The organism is Leifsonia naganoensis (assembly GCF_013410615.1).
Lineage (GTDB): Bacteria > Actinomycetota > Actinomycetes > Actinomycetales > Microbacteriaceae > Leifsonia > Leifsonia aquatica.
In genome coordinates this window covers 1,103,291-1,121,540 of the sequence record NZ_JACCHJ010000001.1, presented here as the reverse complement: position 1 = coordinate 1,121,540, position 18,250 = coordinate 1,103,291, and the positions used below count along the sequence as shown (strand labels likewise).

General features: G+C 70.1%; 15 protein-coding genes. 10 read left to right on the top strand and 5 right to left on the bottom strand.

Going from position 1 to position 18,250, the window contains the following annotated elements; all coding sequences use genetic code 11:
- The first annotated feature begins 7 nt into the window (after positions 1 to 7).
- A complete protein-coding gene (locus HNR14_RS05320) occupies positions 8 to 451 on the top strand; it encodes an HtaA domain-containing protein (RefSeq protein WP_179700202.1) in 444 nt (147 codons plus the stop codon).
- A gap of 470 nt (positions 452 to 921) precedes the next feature.
- Entirely contained in the window at positions 922 to 1,773 is an 852-nt protein-coding gene (locus HNR14_RS05315) for a MerR family transcriptional regulator (RefSeq protein ID WP_343064420.1), read from the top strand.
- 11 nt (positions 1,774 to 1,784) lie between these two features.
- Here HNR14_RS05315 and HNR14_RS05310 read toward each other — a convergent pair whose 3' ends face one another.
- Both HNR14_RS05310 and HNR14_RS05305 read right to left on the bottom strand, forming a co-directional pair.
- Entirely contained in the window at positions 1,785 to 3,719 is a 1,935-nt protein-coding gene (locus HNR14_RS05310) for a DUF6807 family protein (protein ID WP_179700201.1), read from the bottom strand.
- A 37-nt stretch (positions 3,720 to 3,756) separates the two neighbouring features.
- Positions 3,757 to 5,130 carry an MFS transporter gene (locus HNR14_RS05305; protein WP_179700200.1) on the bottom strand — a complete coding sequence of 458 codons (1,374 nt, stop codon included), beginning with the start codon at positions 5,128 to 5,130 and terminating at the stop codon, positions 3,757 to 3,759.
- A gap of 189 nt (positions 5,131 to 5,319) precedes the next feature.
- On the opposite strand from HNR14_RS05305, the gene HNR14_RS05300 reads away from it, so the two are divergent.
- A complete protein-coding gene (locus HNR14_RS05300; RefSeq protein WP_218874974.1) occupies positions 5,320 to 6,177 on the top strand; it encodes a patatin-like phospholipase family protein in 858 nt (285 codons plus the stop codon).
- Between the two features lie 7 nt (positions 6,178 to 6,184).
- Here HNR14_RS05300 and HNR14_RS05295 read toward each other — a convergent pair whose 3' ends face one another.
- The 3 genes from HNR14_RS05295 to HNR14_RS05285 are packed head-to-tail and all read right to left on the bottom strand — an operon-like array spanning position 6,185 to position 8,088.
- The gene (locus HNR14_RS05295) at positions 6,185 to 6,484 is read right to left on the bottom strand and encodes a DUF2277 domain-containing protein (protein ID WP_179700199.1); all 300 of its coding nucleotides are present in this window, start codon (positions 6,482 to 6,484) and stop codon (positions 6,185 to 6,187) included.
- A gap of 44 nt (positions 6,485 to 6,528) precedes the next feature.
- Positions 6,529 to 7,254, bottom strand: coding sequence for a FadR/GntR family transcriptional regulator (locus tag HNR14_RS05290; RefSeq protein ID WP_179700198.1), 726 nt, complete (start codon positions 7,252 to 7,254; stop codon positions 6,529 to 6,531).
- A 39-nt stretch (positions 7,255 to 7,293) separates the two neighbouring features.
- Positions 7,294 to 8,088 carry an SDR family NAD(P)-dependent oxidoreductase gene (locus HNR14_RS05285; protein WP_179700197.1) on the bottom strand — a complete coding sequence of 265 codons (795 nt, stop codon included), beginning with the start codon at positions 8,086 to 8,088 and terminating at the stop codon, positions 7,294 to 7,296.
- A 97-nt stretch (positions 8,089 to 8,185) separates the two neighbouring features.
- Between HNR14_RS05285 and HNR14_RS05280 the strand changes: the two genes are divergently transcribed.
- From HNR14_RS05280 to HNR14_RS05250, 7 genes are all read left to right on the top strand, one after another.
- On the top strand, positions 8,186 to 8,911 hold the full coding sequence (locus HNR14_RS05280) for an SDR family oxidoreductase (protein WP_343064419.1): 726 nt from the start codon (positions 8,186 to 8,188) through the stop codon (positions 8,909 to 8,911).
- A gap of 162 nt (positions 8,912 to 9,073) precedes the next feature.
- Positions 9,074 to 10,414: an ABC transporter substrate-binding protein gene (locus HNR14_RS05275; RefSeq protein ID WP_179700195.1), complete on the top strand. Its 1,341-nt coding sequence runs from the start codon at positions 9,074 to 9,076 to the stop codon at positions 10,412 to 10,414.
- 65 nt (positions 10,415 to 10,479) lie between these two features.
- Positions 10,480 to 11,406 (top strand): carbohydrate ABC transporter permease, encoded by a 927-nt coding sequence (locus HNR14_RS05270; protein ID WP_021762122.1) that lies wholly within the window; start codon positions 10,480 to 10,482, stop codon positions 11,404 to 11,406.
- Positions 11,403 to 12,326, top strand: a complete 924-nt coding sequence (locus HNR14_RS05265; RefSeq protein ID WP_179700194.1) for a carbohydrate ABC transporter permease — start codon at positions 11,403 to 11,405, stop codon at positions 12,324 to 12,326. Before HNR14_RS05270 ends, HNR14_RS05265 begins: the two co-directional genes overlap by 4 nt.
- Positions 12,327 to 12,394: 68 nt before the next feature.
- Positions 12,395 to 15,280 (top strand): glycoside hydrolase family 2 TIM barrel-domain containing protein, encoded by a 2,886-nt coding sequence (locus HNR14_RS05260; RefSeq protein WP_179700193.1) that lies wholly within the window; start codon positions 12,395 to 12,397, stop codon positions 15,278 to 15,280.
- The gene (locus HNR14_RS05255) at positions 15,280 to 15,810 is read left to right on the top strand and encodes a gluconokinase (protein WP_179700192.1); all 531 of its coding nucleotides are present in this window, start codon (positions 15,280 to 15,282) and stop codon (positions 15,808 to 15,810) included. Before HNR14_RS05260 ends, HNR14_RS05255 begins: the two co-directional genes overlap by 1 nt.
- A 66-nt stretch (positions 15,811 to 15,876) precedes the next feature.
- On the top strand, positions 15,877 to 18,243 hold the full coding sequence (locus tag HNR14_RS05250) for an arylsulfatase (protein WP_343064418.1): 2,367 nt from the start codon (positions 15,877 to 15,879) through the stop codon (positions 18,241 to 18,243).
- The last annotated feature ends 7 nt before the right edge of the window (positions 18,244 to 18,250 follow it).

Here is an 18,250-nt window from a genome sequence, read left to right as displayed (position 1 = left end):
GACAAGCATGTACGACAGTGACCTCGTGTGGGGCATCCGCGCATCGTTTCTCGCCTACGTCGAGGTCGTCGGGGCGATCGAAGTGATCTTGCCTGCTTCGCGCGCAGCTGCCGGAGCGCTGCGATTCCCGCTCGCGGAAGTTGCTGACAACGAGTTCCGATATTCCGGCAAAGTCGCGTTCCGTGCCCACCACGGTGCACTGTCGCTCACCATAGGGGACCCGTGGATCCGCGTCCGAGGCAATCATGACGCAACCATGAGCCTCCTCCATCTGACGGCGTCGCACCCAGACGGCAAGCGTGTCGTTGTCGCGAAGGTCGCCCCAGACGGTGCGACGGAATTGGTCGAGGCGGGTGCCGCGCTGTTCGACTATCAGTACCCGGTCGGCGCTGAACTCGACCCGGTCCGCTTCGCGAGCCGTCGCTTGAGCACAAGCCACGGAATCGGGTGATGGAGGCAGCATCCACGACGCCCCCTTCGTCGTCGCACTCAATCGCCCGGTCCGGTAGCTCGTCGCGGGTCCCGGATCGCTTGCGCGCGCCTCGGCACCCCGGACGACATCGCGCGCGTGGTGCTGTTTGTGGCAAGTGACCTGCCCATCGAGACGTCGCGGGCGCAGGCCAGCTCTTGCCATCGCTCTGGAAGCGGACACAATTTGGACACAATCCTCTTCTGTCGTACGCGTCCGTACTCAGTGTCCCACCTCGAAATGGTGCGGAATTACGCGGTTTTCCTGGTGGTGACGCTGGCTGGTGAAGGCCCAATACGAGCACACGGCTCATAATCGTGGTGTCGCGGGTTCGAGTCCCGCCCTCGCTACAGAATTTGAAAACACCGGAAACGGCGGCTGATCATCAGCCGCCGTTTCTCGTTGTCGGACCGCTTCGACGTCGAACGCTCACGGGGCTTGACCCTCACACCGTGTCAGGCTGGAGTGTGGCCTCCATCATGTACACCATCGGGGAATTCGCGGCGATCGGGAGAATCAGCGTGCGGATGCTGCGGCACTACGACGCGATCGGCCTGCTGCCGCCGGCGCACGTCGACGAGCACAACGGGTACCGCTTCTATTCGGACGTGCAGCTTGCGAGCCTGCTCCTGATCGTCGAGCTGCGACAGCTCGGGATCGGCCTGGACGCCATCGCCGCCGTGCTCGCCTCCACGGACCCGCGGCCCGCCCTGACGGCGACGCTGCGGCAACAGCGGGCCGAGCTGGTGGCGGGAATCGCCCAGGATCGCGACCGGCTCGATCGGCTCGAGCGGCGCCTCAACATCCTGGAAGGAACGGAAACCATGTCCACACTCGTCGAGTACCGCCCCCTCGAGGCGTTCACCGTCTACGCCGTCAGCGGCACCGCGCCCGGGATGGGGCCCGAACTGGTGGGGCCGATCGTCGGGCCGCTCATCGGCTCACTGGACCGGGCTCTGGAGGCTGCGGGGCGTCCGATCCTCGCGCCTTCCACGTTCTGGTACGAATCCCGGGACGATGAACGGCTCGAGGTGAACATCTCTTATCCAGCGGAGACACCTCCCCAGCCAGGCGAGGGCTACGACGTCGTCGAGCTGCCTGCCGTGCCCCTGGCCGCGACACTGATGCACCACGGCGATATGTCCGGCATCGGCGACTCCTGGATGGCGCTCATCGAGAGCCTCGTCACCGACGGCTACCGCGTCGTCGGCCCCACCCGCGAGGTCTACGTGCGCGCCACCGGCCACATCCCGGGCCCCGAATGGCTGACCGAACTCCAGGCGCCCGTCGAGCGGGCGTCCTGATCGAGGACGCCTCAGTCGCCCACGACCATCGAGATCGTCCGCGTGACCGGCCCCTCATCCAAACGCAGGGGCCGGTCCCACGCCAGGGCCGAGCCCACACCCGGGTAGTCCGCGACGCGGACGAACCACGGGTCGTCGGACTCGGGAGGGGCCGAGAAGCGCACGCTCGCCGGACCGTCGGCGAACTCCGCGGTCCAGTTCAGCCAGGGCGCAAGGGAGCCGTTCACGGCCTCCTCCCCGGTCGCGTCGGCCGCGCGGACCTCCACGTTGCGGCAACGGGCGAACCGCCAGAAGAAGCCTCCGTAGCCCGCGCCGGCACGGCCGTGCGAGCCGGGGCTGCCCAGCTCGACGGGACCGTCGGCCGCCGTGAGCGTGAAGCGGAGTTCGAGTAGCCACGACACCGAGTCGATCGCTGCGAAGGTCCATTCGCGGGTCTCGTCGACGAGCGCGGCGCCGTCCCGATCGCACCACGTCAGCCGTTGCTGGAGGGTGCCCGACCCGACGACGTCCTCCGCGGCTCGGCGGATGGTCCCGTGGGTGCGGTGCCAGCGGTATCCCTCGCCGTCGGAACGGTAGTCGGGACCGCCCCAGAGGTTGGTGCCGCCGACGTCCGGCATGGCCACGCCGACGCCGAGATGCCAGGTGTGGTCGATCGGGAAGTGGTGGGTGAGCGCCACACCGGCGAGCGTGCGGACGGGGTGCAGGTACGGTCGGGGAGACAGGGAGGCCGCGACGGCGCCCCCCGAGCGGAGCTCGGCGACGGGTCGGCCATCGATGCGGAGCGCATCGTCCGCAGCCGCAGCCGCAGCCTGCGCCGCCCACGGCAGCCCGAGCTCGGTGAAGGTGGCCTCGGCCGCGCACGCGCGGAGCACCGCCTGCTCGACGCCGCGGATGACGATGTGCTCGTCGTCGCCGGAACCGACCCGCTCGACGAAGCGGTCCGGGATCGGGTGGGGCTCCGGGCTTGTGCGCACGGCCTCCAACACACTCATGTAGGCCTCGGTCCCGTCGAGCGGGCTGAGCAGCTCGCCCCGGCCCGCGCGGGCGTCGAGGAGGTTCTCGAGCAGATCGGTGCGATCGAAGCGCTTGGTCCGCACTGCGCCGCCGGCGTCGACGCGCACCTCGTCGGCCACATAGAAGAAGGTGGCGGTGGCGGTCGAGCCGTGCACGGTGACGTACGGCTCGGCCTCCTCCGGCCCGCACAGGGTGAGCGCGCAGGTGACGTCCGGCTCGGGCGCGGGTCGCCGCACCCGGACCACGGTGGTGTCGTCGCTCTCGGTGGGGTTGGCGCGGTGGAGGTCGACCTCCACGCGTTCGAGGTCGCTCGCGCGGCGTGCACCGGCGACGGTCAGGGCGGTGATGACCGCGTGCGAGAGGGCGTTGGTGGCGACGCCGTCGACGACATCCACCCCGTCGAGCGTGCGCCGGCCGGCCCAGGGGGAGCGGGAGAAGTACGCGCGGCTCCTGGTCCACAGCCCGGTGGCGGTGATGGCGCGCACGTCGCCGAACTCGCCGGCCTCGATCGCGGCGCGCAGCCACGGGATGGCGTGCGAGCCGAGGCTCTGGAAGCCGACCTGCACGCGCCGACCGCCGTCGGCCGCGAGCGCGCGCAAGCGGTCGAACTGCTCGAGGGAGGTCACCGGCGGCTTCTCGAGGTAGAGGTCGGCGCCTGAGGCCAGGACGGCCTCGGCCAGGCCGAAGTGGGTGTGCAGAGGAGTGGAGACGATGACGACATCCAGGTCGCTCTCGGCGGCGAGCAGCGCGGCCGCGTCGGAGTATGTCCGGACGCTGTCCGGCAGCTCGCCGGGCTGCAGCGGCGAGGGCTCGGCCACGGCGACGAGCGTCGCGCGGCCGAGCTCCTGCAGACGGGCGAGGTTGCGGCGGTGGACGAGTCCGAAACCGTGGGCGCCGATCAGGGCCACCCGCGCCCCGCCTGTGCTCACCATCCCGATCTCCGTCTCGTCGCTTCCGCGGCCCGTCGGCTCATGCCTGCCGGGTACGGGCCTCGCCCCGCGGCGCGCGTACCTGCTTGATGGGCGCCGTCTCGAGCTCCTCGAGATCCAGTTTGGCGGTCTCGCGCGAGCGCCAGGCGGCGAACGCGGAGATCAGCGAGAAGAGCAGGGTGAAGGCACCGATGACCAGCGGAACGCTCGCGCTCCCGGGAGGGGCGATCGCGGCGAAGACCGCCGGAAGGAAGCCGGTGATGAACAGCGCGAGGTTCTGCGAGACGGCGAAGCCGGTGACGCGGGTGCGGGTCGGGAACAGCTCCTGGAAGTAGCTCGCGAAGGTCGCGTTCCACATCTGGTAGAGGATGCCGAAGATCAGGATGGCGAGCACGACGGTCAGCGGCACGTTGTTCGCCTGCACCACGAACAGGTACGCGAACGACAGCACGCCGGCGCTCAACGGACCCCAGATCATCAGCGGTCGGCGGCCGATGCGGTCGGAGAGCCTCCCGAAGAACGGGATGAGGATGATCGCGACGATGTTGGCCACGACCGGGATCCACAGGTACACGGAGGGCGACATCCCGACGCCGTACGCGGGCTGAGTGGCGTACGCGGTGCCGAACACGACGACGGTCACCCCGATCACGTTCGCGAGGCCCATGCACACCGCACGGAAGACCGTGCCGCCGTTCTCGCGGAACAGCTGGGCGACCGGGACGCGCGGCACGCGCTGCTCCTGCTGCTCGCGCTGGAACGACGGGGTCTCCTCGACCCGCGCGCGGATGATGAGGCCGGCGACGATGACCACGACGCTCAGCAGGAACGGCACGCGCCAGCCCCACGCCACGAACTGGTCATGGGAGAGGAAGGTCGAGAGCGGGATGAAGCTCGCCGAGGCCAGGATGCTGCCCGCCTGTGTGCCCTGGAGGCTGAAGCTGGTGAGGAAGCCGCGCTTGCCCTCAGGTGCGTGCTCGACGATCATCGCGCTCGCACCGCCGAGCTCGCCGGCGACGGCGAACCCCTGGATCAGGCGCAGCACCACCAGCAGGATCGGCGCGAGCACGCCGACCTGCGCGTAGGTGGGCAGCAGGCCGACGAGCAGGGTGCAGATGCCCATCACCATCATCGCGAAGACGAGGATGCGCTTGCGGCCGTACTTGTCGCCGAAGTTGCCGAGGACGAACGCGCCGATCGGGCGGGCGACGTAGCCGACACCGTAGGTGGCGAGGGAGGCGATCAGTGCGACCGCGGGACTCTCGCTCGGGAAGAAGATCTGCGGGAACACCAGGGCGGCGGCTGCGGCGTAGATCGAGAAGTCGTAGTACTCGAGAGCGCTCCCGACCCAGCCGCTCATGGCCGCGCGGCGCGGCATGCGCCGGGCCTCGAGCGAGGTGACGTCTTCGGACATCCTTGTCTCCTGTCAACGTTGACGATGATGGTAGGCGCGGTAAGCGCTTTCCGGCTGCTTGCAGGTCGATGCTAGACGTGAATCGATTCAGGGTCAAGCGCTCCGCGAGACGTGAGTCGTTGCGGGTGTGGGAGCCTCCACACCCGCACCTACTCACGTCTCGGGAGTAGCGTCCGGCAGAATGGCGCCATGACGATGACGAGCGGTGCATTGGTCCTGGCCGGCGGCGGCGTGGCGGGAATCGCATGGGAGACCGGCGTGCTGCTGGGGCTCCAGGATGCGGAGCCGATGCTCGTCGACAGCATCCTCTCCGCGGAGACGACGTTCATCGGGACGTCGGCGGGATCGACGGTCGCCGCACAGCTGGCGGGCGGCACGCCGCTCGGCGAGCTCTTCGAGCGGCAGATCTCGGAGGAGACCGCGGAGCTGAATCCGGAGGTCGACATCCAGGACCTCCTGGCGAGCTTCGCCGGCGCGATGACGGACGTCGCCTCTGCCGAGGAGGCGCGGCGTCGTGTCGGCGCGATCGCGCTCGGCGCCCGGACGGTGGCACCGGAGGCTCGTCTCGCGGCGATCGAGGCGCGGCTCTCCGTCAAGACGTGGGGTGAACATCCGCTCTTGATCCCCGCTGTCGACACGGCGACGGGCGACCTCCGGGTCTTCGACCGCGACTCCGGCGTCAGCCTCGTGGATGCGGTCGCCGCGAGCTGTGCCGTGCCGGGAGTGTGGCCGCCGGTCGCCATCGACGGGACGCTCTACATGGACGGCGGGACGCGCACCTCGGCGAACGCCGATCTGGCCGCCGGGGCCGACCGCATCCTGATCCTCGTGCCGGGTCCGGAGGAGTCCCCGATGGGTGCAGCCCTTCCCGCGGTGGAATTGGCCGCGCTCGAGCCGGCGCGCGTTCACGCGATCTTCGCCGACGACGCGTCGCTGGCGGCGATCGGGGTCAACCCGCTCGACCCGTCCACGCGGCCGGCGTCGGCCCGGGCCGGGCGCGAGCTCGGCCGGCGCGTGGCGTCGCAGGTCGCCGCCTTCTGGAACTGAGCGCCGACTAGCTGACGGGAGCCGTCCGGATCCTGACCTCGCGCTCCATGCGCTTCTCGTGCCGCTGCCGGCCCTTCACCGCCTCCGCCTCGCGACTTTTCGGCGGGGCGCTGGTGACGAGCTGGTCGAGCATCCGGCGGGTGGCGTGGGCGATCTCGTCGATCGCCTGGTCGAAGGCAGGAGCGTTCGCGCGGGAGGGATGGGTGGAGCCGCTGACCTTGCGGACGAACTGGAGGGCGGCCTCACGCACCTCGTCGTCCGTCGTCGGCGGTTCGAAATTGTGGAGGCAGCGGATGTTGCGGCACATGCGGCGACGATAGTCCCGATCGCGAGCCGGCGCATCCCGCCGTCTCAGCCGTCGGATGACTCCAGCGCGCTGCGCACCAGCAGATCGCGCATGACCGTGAACGCCTCGTCGGCGTTGCGGGTCTGGATGGCGGTCGCGACAGCGCCGTGCAGCGAGAGTGCCGTGGGGTGGGGATGCTGCGGGCCGAGCCCGTGCGCCAGCCAGCCGTGGAGGATCTCGCTCACGAGGGACTCGAGCTGGCGGAACATCGGGTTGCCCGAGCAGGCCAGCACGAGCGAGTGGAACTGCACGTCGAGCTCGAGGAACGCCTCGCGGTCGCCCTCCTCGCTCGCGGCCCACATGCGTCCGGCGATGCCGACGAGTTCCGCGGCCTCCTGAGCGGTCGCGCGGGTGGCGGCGAGACGCGCGGCCTCCGGCTCGATCGCGATGCGGAGCTCGGTGAGCGCGTCGATCTGCTCGGCGCGGTCGGGGGACTCCATGCGCCAGCGGATGACGCGCGGGTCGAGCAGGTTCCACTCCTCGGAGCCGAGCACGACGACACCGACGCGGCGCCGGGAGATGACGAGGCGCATGGCCTCCAGCACCCGGATGGTCTCACGGCCGACCGAGCGGGAGACCTCGTACTTGCGCTCGATCTCCTCCAGCGTTATGACCGTGCCCGCGGGCATGCGGCCCGAGCAGATGTCGGCTCCCAGCTGATCGAGCACCTGACCGTGCAGCCCCGGGAGGGACTGCTGGTAGTGCGCTGTGCGCGGCGTGGGAGACGGCATGTCGGGAACCTATCACGTGGGGGATGGGCGGGCGCCTGCTCAGAGCAGGCCGGCCCGTTCGTACGCCTTGGCGGGGATCTGGGTGGCGAATTTGCCGCCGCTGACGTCGATCAGAGTGCCCGTGATGTAACGGGCAGCGTCGCTGGCGAGGAAGAGTGCGAGGTCGGCGACCTCGGCCGCATCGCCCCAGCGGCGCAGGGTCAGCGTGTCGAGCAGGCGCGACTGCGCGTCGGCGGGAAGCTCGGCGAAGCCGTTCATCCCGGTGGGGATCATGCCGGGGGCGTAGGCGTTGACCGTGACGTCCCACGGGCCGAGCTCGCCGGCGAGGACGCGGGTGAACTGCACGACCGCCGCCTTCGACGCCGCGTAGGCGGCGCTGCCGACGCTCGGGACGATCGCGGCGAACGACGCCGCGTTGATGACCCGGCCGTGGGCGCTCTCCTTGAGGTAGGGGATGGCGGCCTGGCAGACGCGGAAGACGCCGGTGACGTTGACGTCGAGGCAGCGCGAGAACGCGGTGTCGCTCAGCTCTTCGACGGTGCCGTCGACGTTGATGCCGGCGTTGTTGACCACGACGTCGATACCGCCGAACTCATCGGCGACCTCCCGCAGCGCGCGCTCGACGGAGGCGGAGTCGGTCACGTCGCAGGCGAACGCACCGGCGCGCCCTCCGGCGGACTCGACACCATCGACGAACTCCCGCGCCCCGTCGAGCACGACGTCGAGTGCGGCGACGGTCGCGCCGGCGTCGCTGAAGCTCTGCGCGATCGTGCGGCCGATGCCGCGCCCGGCGCCCGTGACGACGACCACGCGGCCGTTCAGTCCCCAGTCCATAGCTGTTCCTCCCGAAAGTCTTTTACGCATACTATTACAGCGCGAAGCACCTATTAAGATGCTTTTTACATCGTGCGTGGACAAGGGAGGTTCACTGGTGAGCGATTCGCCGGTCATCTGGATCACGGGCGGCGGCAGCGGCATGGGCCGCGCCTCCGCCATCGCAGCGGCAGCGGCGGGTTGGCGGGTGGCCGTCAGCGGGCGCCGGCCCGACGCGGTGGAGGCGACCGTCGCGGCCGTCCGCGACGCAGGGGGAGAGGCGCTCGCCGTCCCGGTCGACGTCACCGACCCGGCCGCGCTCCGCGCCGCGCACGCGGCCATCGAGCAGACCTGGGGCCCGGTCACCGGGCTGGTGCTCGCGGCCGGGCTCAATGCGCCGCACCGCGCGTGGGCTGACCAGTCGGCCGACGAGTTCGCGGCGATCGTGGACACCAACCTCGTCAGCGTCGCCCGCATCGTCGACCTCGTCCTGCCCGGGATGCGCGCGGCCGCGTCCGGGAACATCGTCGTGGTCTCCTCGCGCTCGGCCTGGCGCTTCTCGCCCGGCGCCGGAGTCGCCTACATGTCCAGCAAGGCGGCCCTCGCGACCCTCGTCGCCTCCCTCAACGACCAGGAGAACGGCAACGGCATCAAGGCCTGCCACCTGTGCCCGGGCGACGTGGACACGGACTTCCTCGCCCTGCGCCCGACGGTTCCGGATGCGGACCAGCGGTCCTCGATGCTGAGCCCCGACGACATCGCCCGCGCGGTCCGGTTCGTGCTCGACAGCCCGCACCACGTGCGCATCGACGAACTCGTGATCACTCCGATCGGTCAGAACTGACCGTTTCGATAAAGCATACGTATTAACCGTTTGCTGTGTTATCGTATCCCCACGCCCGGTCAGTGACGACGCGACCGAAGCGTCCGCGACCAGGCGAAAGGACTCCCGGCGCGGTTCCTCGCGACGACTCGTAGACGAGCCGTCCACAGCGGAAGGAAACCCATGTCTCTCAAACGCCGCTCCGCCGCGCTCGCCGCGGCCGCAGCGCTCGCGCTCATCCTCGCCGGCTGCGCCGGCGGTGGCACCGGGGGAGCGAAGTCCTCCTCCGGCCCGAGCGCGGACGAGATCGAAAAAGCGCTCTCCACCCCGACGACCATCGACTTCTGGTCCTGGGTGCCCGACATCCAGAACGAGATCGACGCGTTCCAGAAGGAGCACCCGGCGATCACGGTCAAGCTGCAGAACCAGGGCGGCGCCACCGCGCAGTACCAGAAGCTGCGCGCGGCCATCAAGTCGGGCGACGTGCCGGACGTGGCGCAGATCGAGTACTCGTTCCTGCCGTCGTTCACGATCACCAAGAGCATCCTCGACCTCGGCGCCTACGGCTACGGCGACTACAAGAAGGACTACTCGCCGAGCGCCTGGGCGCAGGTCTCGAGCGGCGACTCCGTCTGGGGTCTGCCGCAGGACCTCGGACCGACCGGCCTGCTCTACCGCACCGACCTGCTCGAGAAGGCGGGCGTGCAGCCGCCCACGACCTGGGAGGAGTTCGCCGCAGCGGCCAAGACGGTCAAGGAGAAGACCGGGTCGTACATCACCGACCTGCCCGGCAACAGCTTCTCGCCCCTCCTGGCCCTCCTCTGGCAGGCCGGCGCAAAGCCCTTCGGCTACGACGGGGACAAGACGGTCACCATCGACTTCGACAGCGCCGAGGTGAAGAAGGTCGTCGGTTACTGGAACGACTTGATCAAGCAGGACCTGATCGCCACCGAGCCGCAGCTCGACGACAACTGGTACCAGCGGATGTCGCGCGGCGACTACGCGACCTGGCTGGCCGCCGCGTGGGGCCCGGTGTTCCTGCAGGGGACCGCCGCCAACACGAGCGGTCTCTGGCGCGCCGCCCCGCTGCCGCAGTGGGATGCCGCATCCCCCGCCTCCGGCAACCAGGGGGGATCGGCGGATGTGGTGCTCGCGGACAGCAAGCACCCGATCGTCGCGGCCGAGTTCGTGAAGTTCCTCAACCACGACGAGGCGTCCACCACGAAGCTCGCGACCGAGCAGTTCCTCTTCCCGTCGCTCGTCGCGACGCAGAAGGAGTCGGCGTTCCGCGACCAGAAGTCCGACTTCTACGGCGGCCAGGCGGTCAACGACGTGTTCGTCGACATCGCCGGCACCGTGCCGTCGGACTGGCAGTGGCTGCCGTTCAACGACTACGCCAGCTCGAGCTTCAAGGAGACGCTGGGCGCCGCGATCACCGAGCGCAGCGACCTGTTCACCGCCCTGGACGAGTGGAAGAGCCAGCTCGTCGACTACGCGAAGCAGCAGGGCTTCACCGTCAAGTAGCACCCCGGGTGCGGGGCGGCGACCTCCCGCCCGTCCCGCACTCCCGGCCCCGGAATGGACCCCCGATGACAACGCTCTCCGCCCCGCGCCGGCGCCGCCGCTCGGCCGACACCCGCCGCAAGCACATCGCGGCCTACACGCTCCTGCTGCCCTTCCTCGTCGTGTTCGTCACGATGCTGGTCGTGCCGCTCTTCTACGCCGGCTACCTCAGCCTGTTCCGGGTGCAGCTCGTCGGCGGCGACGCCTTCGTCGGCCTCGACAACTACCTGCGGGCGCTCGGCGACAGCCGGTTCCTGGAGGGCGTGGGGAGGATGTCGCTCTTCCTCGTCATCCAGGTGCCGATCATGCTCGGCCTCGCGCTGATCTTCGCGCTCGCCCTCGACAGCGGTCGGGTGCGCGGCGGCAAGTTCGCCCGCCTCGCGATCTTCGTGCCCTACGCGGTGCCCGGCGTCGTGACGACGCTCATGTGGGGCTACCTGTACGGCCGCAACTTCGGCCCGATCGCGCAGTTCTTCGAGGCGATCGGACTCGGCGCCCCCGACCTCCTCTCGTCCGGCACCATCCTCGGCTCGATCATGAACATCGTCACGTGGCAGTACATCGGCTACAACATGGTGATCATGTACTCGGCGCTGCGCGCCATCCCGCAGGAGCTGTACGAGGCCGCGCGCATCGACGGCGCCGGGCAGTTCCGCATCGCGTGGAGCATCAAGATCCCGGCGATCCGCTCGGCGATCATGCTGACCGTCATCTTCTCGATCATCGGCAGCTTCCAGCTGTTCAGCGAGCCGAAGCTGCTCTTCGAGATCGCCCCGAACGCCATCGGCACCTCGTTCTCGCCGAACCTCTACGCGTACAACCTCGCGTTCACCAACCAGGACATGAACTACGCGGCGGCCATCGCCTTCCTGCTCGGCTTCGTGATCATGATCGTCTCGTACGTGGTCCAGCTCAGCACCGCGCGCCGCGAGAAGAAGGGAGCGCGGCGATGACCGCGACGATGACCCGCCCCCGCGCGGCAGAGCGCGCGGCCGCCCCGCGCCGCCGTGCCCGCAACCTGCCGCCCGGCGAGCGCCGCAGCTCGGTGCTCACCGTGCTCATCTGGCTCTGCGCGGCGTACTTCGTGCTGCCGCTGATCTGGCTGCTGATCGCGTCGACGAAGGACAACACGGGGCTCTTCACCACCTTCGGGTTCGGCTTCGCCGGGGAGTTCCACCTCTGGGACAACCTCACCACGCTGTTCACGCAGCGGGACGGGGTGTTCGCGCTCTGGGGCTGGAACACCATCCTCTACTCCGTGGTGAGCGGGGTCGGAGCGGCCGCGCTCTCCACCGCGGCGGGCTACGCGTTCGCCAAGTACGAGTTCCCGGGCAAGAAGCTCTGGTTCGCCGTGGTGCTCGGCGCGATCATGGTGCCGACCACGGCCCTCGCCATCCCGACCTACCTCCTCTTCTCGGGGGCGGGGCTGACCAACACGATCTGGGCGATCATCCTGCCGTCGCTGGTGAGCCCGTTCGGCGTCTTCCTGATGCGCGTCTTCGCCGAGGAGGCCATCCCGGACAGCCTGCTGGAGGCCGCGCGCATCGACGGCGCGGGGGAGTTCCGCATCTTCGCGCAGATCGGCGTGCGGCTGCTCGGCCCCGGCATCGTGACGGTGCTGCTGTTCGCGCTCGTCGCGACCTGGAACAACTACTTCCTGCCGCTGATCATGCTGACCGACCCGTCGCTCTTCCCGCTGACGGTCGGGCTCGCGCAGCTCCAGGCCGCGAGCGAGGCGGGTGGAGGCGCGAGCGCCCAGTTCTCCACGGTCATCACGGGGTCCCTGGTCTCGATCGTCCCGCTCGTCGTCGCCTTCCTCTACCTGCAGCGCTACTGGCAGTCGGGTCTCTCCACCGGGAGCGTCAAAGAGTAGACCGCCTCCGACACCCGCAGACCGCACATCACGCACGCCCGCACGACACCGCCGAGGACGACGAAGCCATGACCTCCCCTGCCTATCTGACCGACTTCCTGCCCCGCCGCGGCACCCTGCCCGCCCGATCGTGGGCCCGCTCCGACGCCCCCGAGCTGAGCCTCAACGGGGAGTGGGCGTTCCGCTACGCCGAGCGCGCCGACCTGCCCGACGACTTCGCGTCGGCGGACTTCGACGCGGCCGGCTGGGGGACCATCCCGGTCCCGGCGCACTGGCAGCTCAACGGCCACGGGGCGCCGGCGTACACGAACCGGCGCTACCCGTTCCCCGTGGACCCGCCGCATATCCCGGACGAGAACCCGACGGGCGACTACCGGCGCACCTTCGCCGTGCCGGCCGACTGGGCGGTCGAGCGGATGCTGCTGCGCTTCGACGGCATCGACTCGGTCGGGCGCGTGTGGTTGAACGGCGTGGAGCTCGGCGTCACCAGCGGCAGCCGGCTCGCCAGCGAGTTCGACATCACCGACGTGGTCCGCCGCGGCGAGGAGAACGTGCTCGCCGTGCGGGTGCACCAATGGTCCTCCGCGACGTACCTGGAGGACCAGGACATGTGGTGGCTGTCGGGCATCTTCCGCGACGTCACCCTGCTCGGCCGCCCGGCCGGGGCGATCGGCGACCACTGGGTGCACGCCGACTACGACCACCGCTCCGGCGACGGCATCCTGCGGGTGGAGGCGGATGTGCCGGCACGCGTCACCCTCCCGGACCTCGGCGTCGACATCGCCGCGGGCGAGGAGTTGCGCATCCCGGGCGTGCGGCCGTGGTCCGCCGAGGATCCGTGGCTGTACGACGGCGAGCTCGCGAGCGACGGGGAGCGCATCCGGCTGCGCGTCGGCTTCCGCACCGTCAGCATCGCCGAGAGCGAGTTCCGGGTGAACGGCGTGCGCACCCTGATGCGCGGCGTGAACCGCCACGACATCGACACCGACACCGGACGCGTCGTGAGCGAGGAGCGGATGCGCCACGACATCCAGCTAATGAAGCAGCACAACATCAACGCCGTGCGCACCAGCCACTACCCGCCGCAGGCGCGCTTCCTGGAGCTGTGCGACGAGCTCGGCCTCTGGGTGATCGACGAGTGCGACCTCGAGACGCACGGCTTCTATCCCATCGACTGGTTCCATGAGCTGGCCGGCAACCCGGCCAAGGACCCGCGCTGGCGGGAGGCCCTCGTCGACCGGATGCAGCGGCTCGTCGAGCGCGACAAGAACAGCCCGAGCGTGGTCATGTGGTCGCTCGGCAACGAGTGCGGCGCCGGCGAGAACCTCGGGGCGATGGCGCAGTGGGCGCGCGACCGCGACCCCTCGCGACCCCTGCACTACGAGCGCGACTGGTCGACCGAGTACGTCGACGTCTACAGCCGCATGTACACGACGCAGGCGGAGCTGGAGGTCATCGGCCGCGGCGAGGAGGAGCCCTGGCCCGACGCCGACCTCGACCGCGAGCGCCGTGCGAAGCCGTTCGTGCTCTGCGAGTATGCGCACTCGATGGGCAACGGCCCGGGCGGCCTCGCCGAGTACCAGGAGGTCTTCGAGAAGCATCCGCGCCTGGCGGGCGGCTTCGTCTGGGAGCTGTACGACCACGGCCTGCGCACGCAGACCGAGGACGGCCGGGAGTTCTTCGGCTACGGCGGCGACTTCGGCGAGGATCTGCACGACGCGAACTTCGTCGCCGACGGCCTCGCGTTCTCCGACGGCACGCCCGCACCCGGCCTGCTGGAACTGAAGGCGGTGTACGCGCCGGTCGTTCTCGATGTCTCGGCCGACAGCGTCACCGTGACCAACCGCTACGACCACGGCGACACCGCGCACCTCGCGTTCACCGCCCGCGTCGAGCTCGACGGGGTCGAGCTCTCGAGCGAGCGCATCCAGGTCGCCCCCGTCGGCCCGCGCCGCAGTGTCTCCGTGCCGCTCGCCGCGGCCGATCTGCCGGAGGGCGCCGTCATCACGGTCTCCGCGGCGCTCGCGGCGGACGCCGCCTGGGCACCCGCCGGACACGAGCTGGCGTGGGGGCAGTTCGAGCAGCCGCGAGCGTCGGCTCCGTACGCGCAGGGCGCACCGGTCGCCCGCACCGACGGAGAGCTCGTGGTCGGTCCGGCGCGGCTGGATGCGCGCAGCGGACGTCTCGTCGCTCTCGGCGACCTCCCCGTCTCCGGGTTCGGCCCGGACGTCTGGCGCGCGGTGATCGACAACGACCGGCCGTTCTCGTGGGCGCCCAAGGAGCAGCGCTGGCGGCAGATCGGCCTCGACCACGCGCACGTCCGGACGGACGGCGTCGCGGTGTCCGAGGAGGACGGCGAGGTCGTGGTCACCAGTCATCTCGGCTTCCCCGGCAGCGACCTGGCCTACCGGGTGGAGCAGCGCTGGACGGCGAGCCCGGACGCCGCGACCCTGCGGGTCGTCGCCGAGCCCATCGGCGCGTGGGACATCGAGCTCCCGCGCTTCGGTCTCCGGCTGGCGCTCCCCGGCGAGCTCGACCAGGTGGAGTGGGACGGCTACGGTCCCGGCGAGGCCTACTCCGACTCCCGCAGCGCGGTGCGGCTCGGGCGTTGGTCGGCGAGCGTCGACGAGCTGCAGACCCCGTATGCCTTCCCACAGGAGAACGGCAACCGCGCCGGCGTGAGGCGGCTGCTGCTCGCCGGGGACGACGCGGCGCTGGAGGTCACCGGCCATCCCGCCGTCGACGCGACCGTGCGCCCGTGGACGAGCGAGGCCCTCGATGCCGCCGCCCACCCCACCGATCTGGCGCGGGACGGGCTCACCTGGCTGAACCTCGACGCCGGTCAGAACGGCCTCGGCTCGGCCTCGTGCGGCCCCGCGGCCCTGCCGTCGGCGCGACTGCTGCCGGGGCGCTTCGACTACGCCGTGACGTTCCGCCTCCCGGAGCGGGACTGATGGGCGCGCCCGGGCCGGGGGAGGCATCCGTCGTCGTGATGGGCGTCTCCGGCTCGGGCAAGTCCGTGGTCGGCGCGCGGCTGGCGGCGGCGACCGGACGTGTCTTCGTGGACGCCGACGACCTCCACCCGCCGGCCAACATCGACAAGATGATGCGGGGCGAGCCGCTCGACGACGCCGACCGCGCACCCTGGCTGGATGCCGTCGGCGACGTGCTCGCGGCCGGAGGCGTCGTGGTGGCGTGCTCCGCCCTGCGACGCGCCTACCGGGACCGGCTGCTCTCCCGTGCCCCGCACGCGGTCTTCCTCGAGCTGGCTGCCGACCCGGCCGTCATCCGGGCGCGGATGGGCGCCCGCCGCGACCACTTCATGCCGGTCGCCCTGCTCGACTCCCAGCTCGCCGCCCTCGAACCGCTCGGCGCGGACGAGCCCGGGGTGCGGCTGGATGCCGCCGGCGACGTGGAGCAGATCGTCGCGACGGCGGTGGCCGCGACGGGCACGCTGAGCGGCAGAAGGGCCTATACCCGCTAGCCGTGCCCGGCTTAGAGTGGCGCCGAGATCGACCGCCCGCTCAAAGAGAGAGTCGAGGACGACACCGTGACCACCGGCGACGACGTGCAGCGCAGCTCCCTTCCGATCCCCGACCTGGCCTACACCGGCACGGTCACCTACGACGCGACGGATCCGGATACGCACTATCCGCCGATCACGCCGATCCGGCCTCCCGCGGGCGCGCCGAACGTCTTGGTCGTGCTGATCGACGACACCGGGTTCGGGGCGTCGAGCGCGTTCGGCGGCCCGGTGCAGACGCCGAACTTCGAGCGCGTCGCCGCCGCCGGGCTGAAGTACACGCGCTTCCACACGACGGCGTTGTGCTCGCCGACGCGCGCCGCCCTGCTGAGCGGGCGCAACCACCACTCGGTCGGGATGGGCGGGATCACCGAGATCGCGACCTCGGCCCCCGGGTACAGCTCCCTGCGTCCGAACGACTGCGCGCCGCTCGCCGAGACCCTCAAGCTGAACGGCTACAACACGGCCCAGTTCGGCAAGTGCCACGAGGTGCCGGTGTGGCAGGCGAGCGCGGTCGGGCCGTTCGACCACTGGCCGCATCCCGGAGGCGGGTTCGAGTATTTCTACGGCTTCATCGGCGGCGAGACCAACCAGTGGTACCCCGCGATCTACGAGAACACCTCGCCTGTCGAGCCGTGGGGGACGCCCGAGGAGGGCTACCACTTCATGGGCGACATGACCGACAAGGCCATCGCCTGGACCCAGCAGCAGAAGTCCCTCGCGCCGGACGTGCCCTTCTTCACCTACTTCGCTCCGGGGGCGACGCACGCGCCGCACCACGTCCCGGCCGAATGGGCCGACGCGTACAAAGGAAAGTTCGATCAGGGCTGGGACGCCGTGCGCGAGGAGACGTTCGCCCGGCAGCTCGAGCTCGGCGTCATCCCGAAGGACGCGGTGCTCACCGAGCGCAGCAAGGGCATCCCCGCCTGGGACGAGATGAGCGACCTCATCAAGCCCGCCCTGGCGCGGCAGATGGAGGTGTACGCCGGGTTCCTCGCGTACGCCGACCACCACGTCGGCCGGCTGCTCGACGCGTACGAGGAGCTCGGCATCCTGGACGACACCCTCGTCTACGTCATCATCGGCGACAACGGCGCCTCGGCCGAGGGCTCGATGCACGGGACGACCAACGAGGGCTTCACGATCAACCACATGAACGACATCGAGACGGAGCAGTACGTCGCCGACCACATCGACGACATCGGCACCCCGAGCTCGTACAACCACTACGCCGTGGGCTGGGCGCACGCGATGGACACGCCCTACCAGTGGACGAAGCAGGTGGCGAGCCACTGGGGCGGCACCCGCAACGGCACGATCGTGAGCTGGCCGAACGGCGGGGTCGAGAAGGGTGGTATCCGTCACCAGTTCTCGCACGTCATCGACGTGGCGCCGACGGTGCTGGAGGCCGCGGGCATCCCGGAGCCGTCGACCGTCAACGGGGTGACGCAGCGACCCTACGAGGGCACGCCGATGAACTACACGTTCGACGGCGAGGGAGCCGAGGCGGACGAGCAGCACGAGACCCAGTACTTCGAGATGGTCGGCAACCGCGCGATCTACCACAAGGGCTGGACAGCGGTCGCGAAGCACAAGGACCCCTGGCTCGGCTCCGACCACGGTCTGGACGACGACGTCTGGGAGCTCTACAACGTCGAGGAGGACTGGACGCAGTCGCACGATCTCGCCGCCGAGGAGCCGGAACGGCTGGCGCACCTGCAACGACTGTTCCTGATCCAGGCCGCCCGCTTCAACGTGCTGCCGCTCGACATCCGCACCGCCGAGCGGTTCAACCCCGACCTCGCCGGCCGGCCGACGCTGCAGGTGGGCACCTCGCAGAAGTTCTACCCCGGGATGCGCCGCCTCAGCGAGAACACGACGATCAACATCAAGAACAAGTCGTGGACGGTCACGACGCAGGCCACCGTGCCCGACGCCGGAGCGGAGGGGGTGATCATCGCCCAGGGCGGCGCCTACGGCGGCTGGTCGTTCTACACGACCGGCGGAAAGCTGGCCTTCGCGTACAACCTCCTCGGCATCGCCGTCGACATCGTGCGGTCGGACTCGGCGGTGCCCACCGGCCCGCAGGAGCTGCGCGCCCACTTCGCGTACGACGGCGGCGGCATCGGCAAGGGCGGGACCGTCACCCTGTTCGCCGGCGATCAGCAGATCGGGGAGGGGCGCGTCGAGCGCACCATCCCGTTCCAGTTCACCTTCGACGAGACCGTGGACGTGGGATGCGACCTCGCCTCCCCGGTCTCGACCGACTACGCCGCGACCGGAAACGCGTTCACCGGGACGATCGACTGGGTCCGCATCGACCTCGGCGGCGACGACCACTCCCACCTCATCGACGACCAGCACAAGATGGATGTGGCGATGCTCAAGCAGTGACGCTCGG

Excerpts from the sequence above, each read along its gene's own strand:
- HNR14_RS05320 (WP_179700202.1), top strand. The coding sequence starts at position 8 with ATGTACGACAGTGACCTCGTGTGGGGCATCCGCGCATCGTTTCTCGCC.
- HNR14_RS05310 (WP_179700201.1), bottom strand. The coding sequence starts at position 3,719 with ATGGTGAGCACAGGCGGGGCGCGGGTGGCCCTGATCGGCGCCCACGGT.
- HNR14_RS05305 (WP_179700200.1), bottom strand. The coding sequence starts at position 5,130 with ATGTCCGAAGACGTCACCTCGCTCGAGGCCCGGCGCATGCCGCGCCGC.
- HNR14_RS05300 (WP_218874974.1), top strand. The coding sequence starts at position 5,320 with ATGACGATGACGAGCGGTGCATTGGTCCTGGCCGGCGGCGGCGTGGCG.
- HNR14_RS05295 (WP_179700199.1), bottom strand. The coding sequence starts at position 6,484 with ATGTGCCGCAACATCCGCTGCCTCCACAATTTCGAACCGCCGACGACG.
- HNR14_RS05290 (WP_179700198.1), bottom strand. The coding sequence starts at position 7,254 with ATGCCGTCTCCCACGCCGCGCACAGCGCACTACCAGCAGTCCCTCCCG.
- HNR14_RS05285 (WP_179700197.1), bottom strand. The coding sequence starts at position 8,088 with ATGGACTGGGGACTGAACGGCCGCGTGGTCGTCGTCACGGGCGCCGGG.
- HNR14_RS05275 (WP_179700195.1), top strand. The coding sequence starts at position 9,074 with ATGTCTCTCAAACGCCGCTCCGCCGCGCTCGCCGCGGCCGCAGCGCTC.
- HNR14_RS05270 (WP_021762122.1), top strand. The coding sequence starts at position 10,480 with ATGACAACGCTCTCCGCCCCGCGCCGGCGCCGCCGCTCGGCCGACACC.
- HNR14_RS05265 (WP_179700194.1), top strand. The coding sequence starts at position 11,403 with ATGACCGCGACGATGACCCGCCCCCGCGCGGCAGAGCGCGCGGCCGCC.
- HNR14_RS05260 (WP_179700193.1), top strand. The coding sequence starts at position 12,395 with ATGACCTCCCCTGCCTATCTGACCGACTTCCTGCCCCGCCGCGGCACC.
- HNR14_RS05255 (WP_179700192.1), top strand. The coding sequence starts at position 15,280 with ATGGGCGCGCCCGGGCCGGGGGAGGCATCCGTCGTCGTGATGGGCGTC.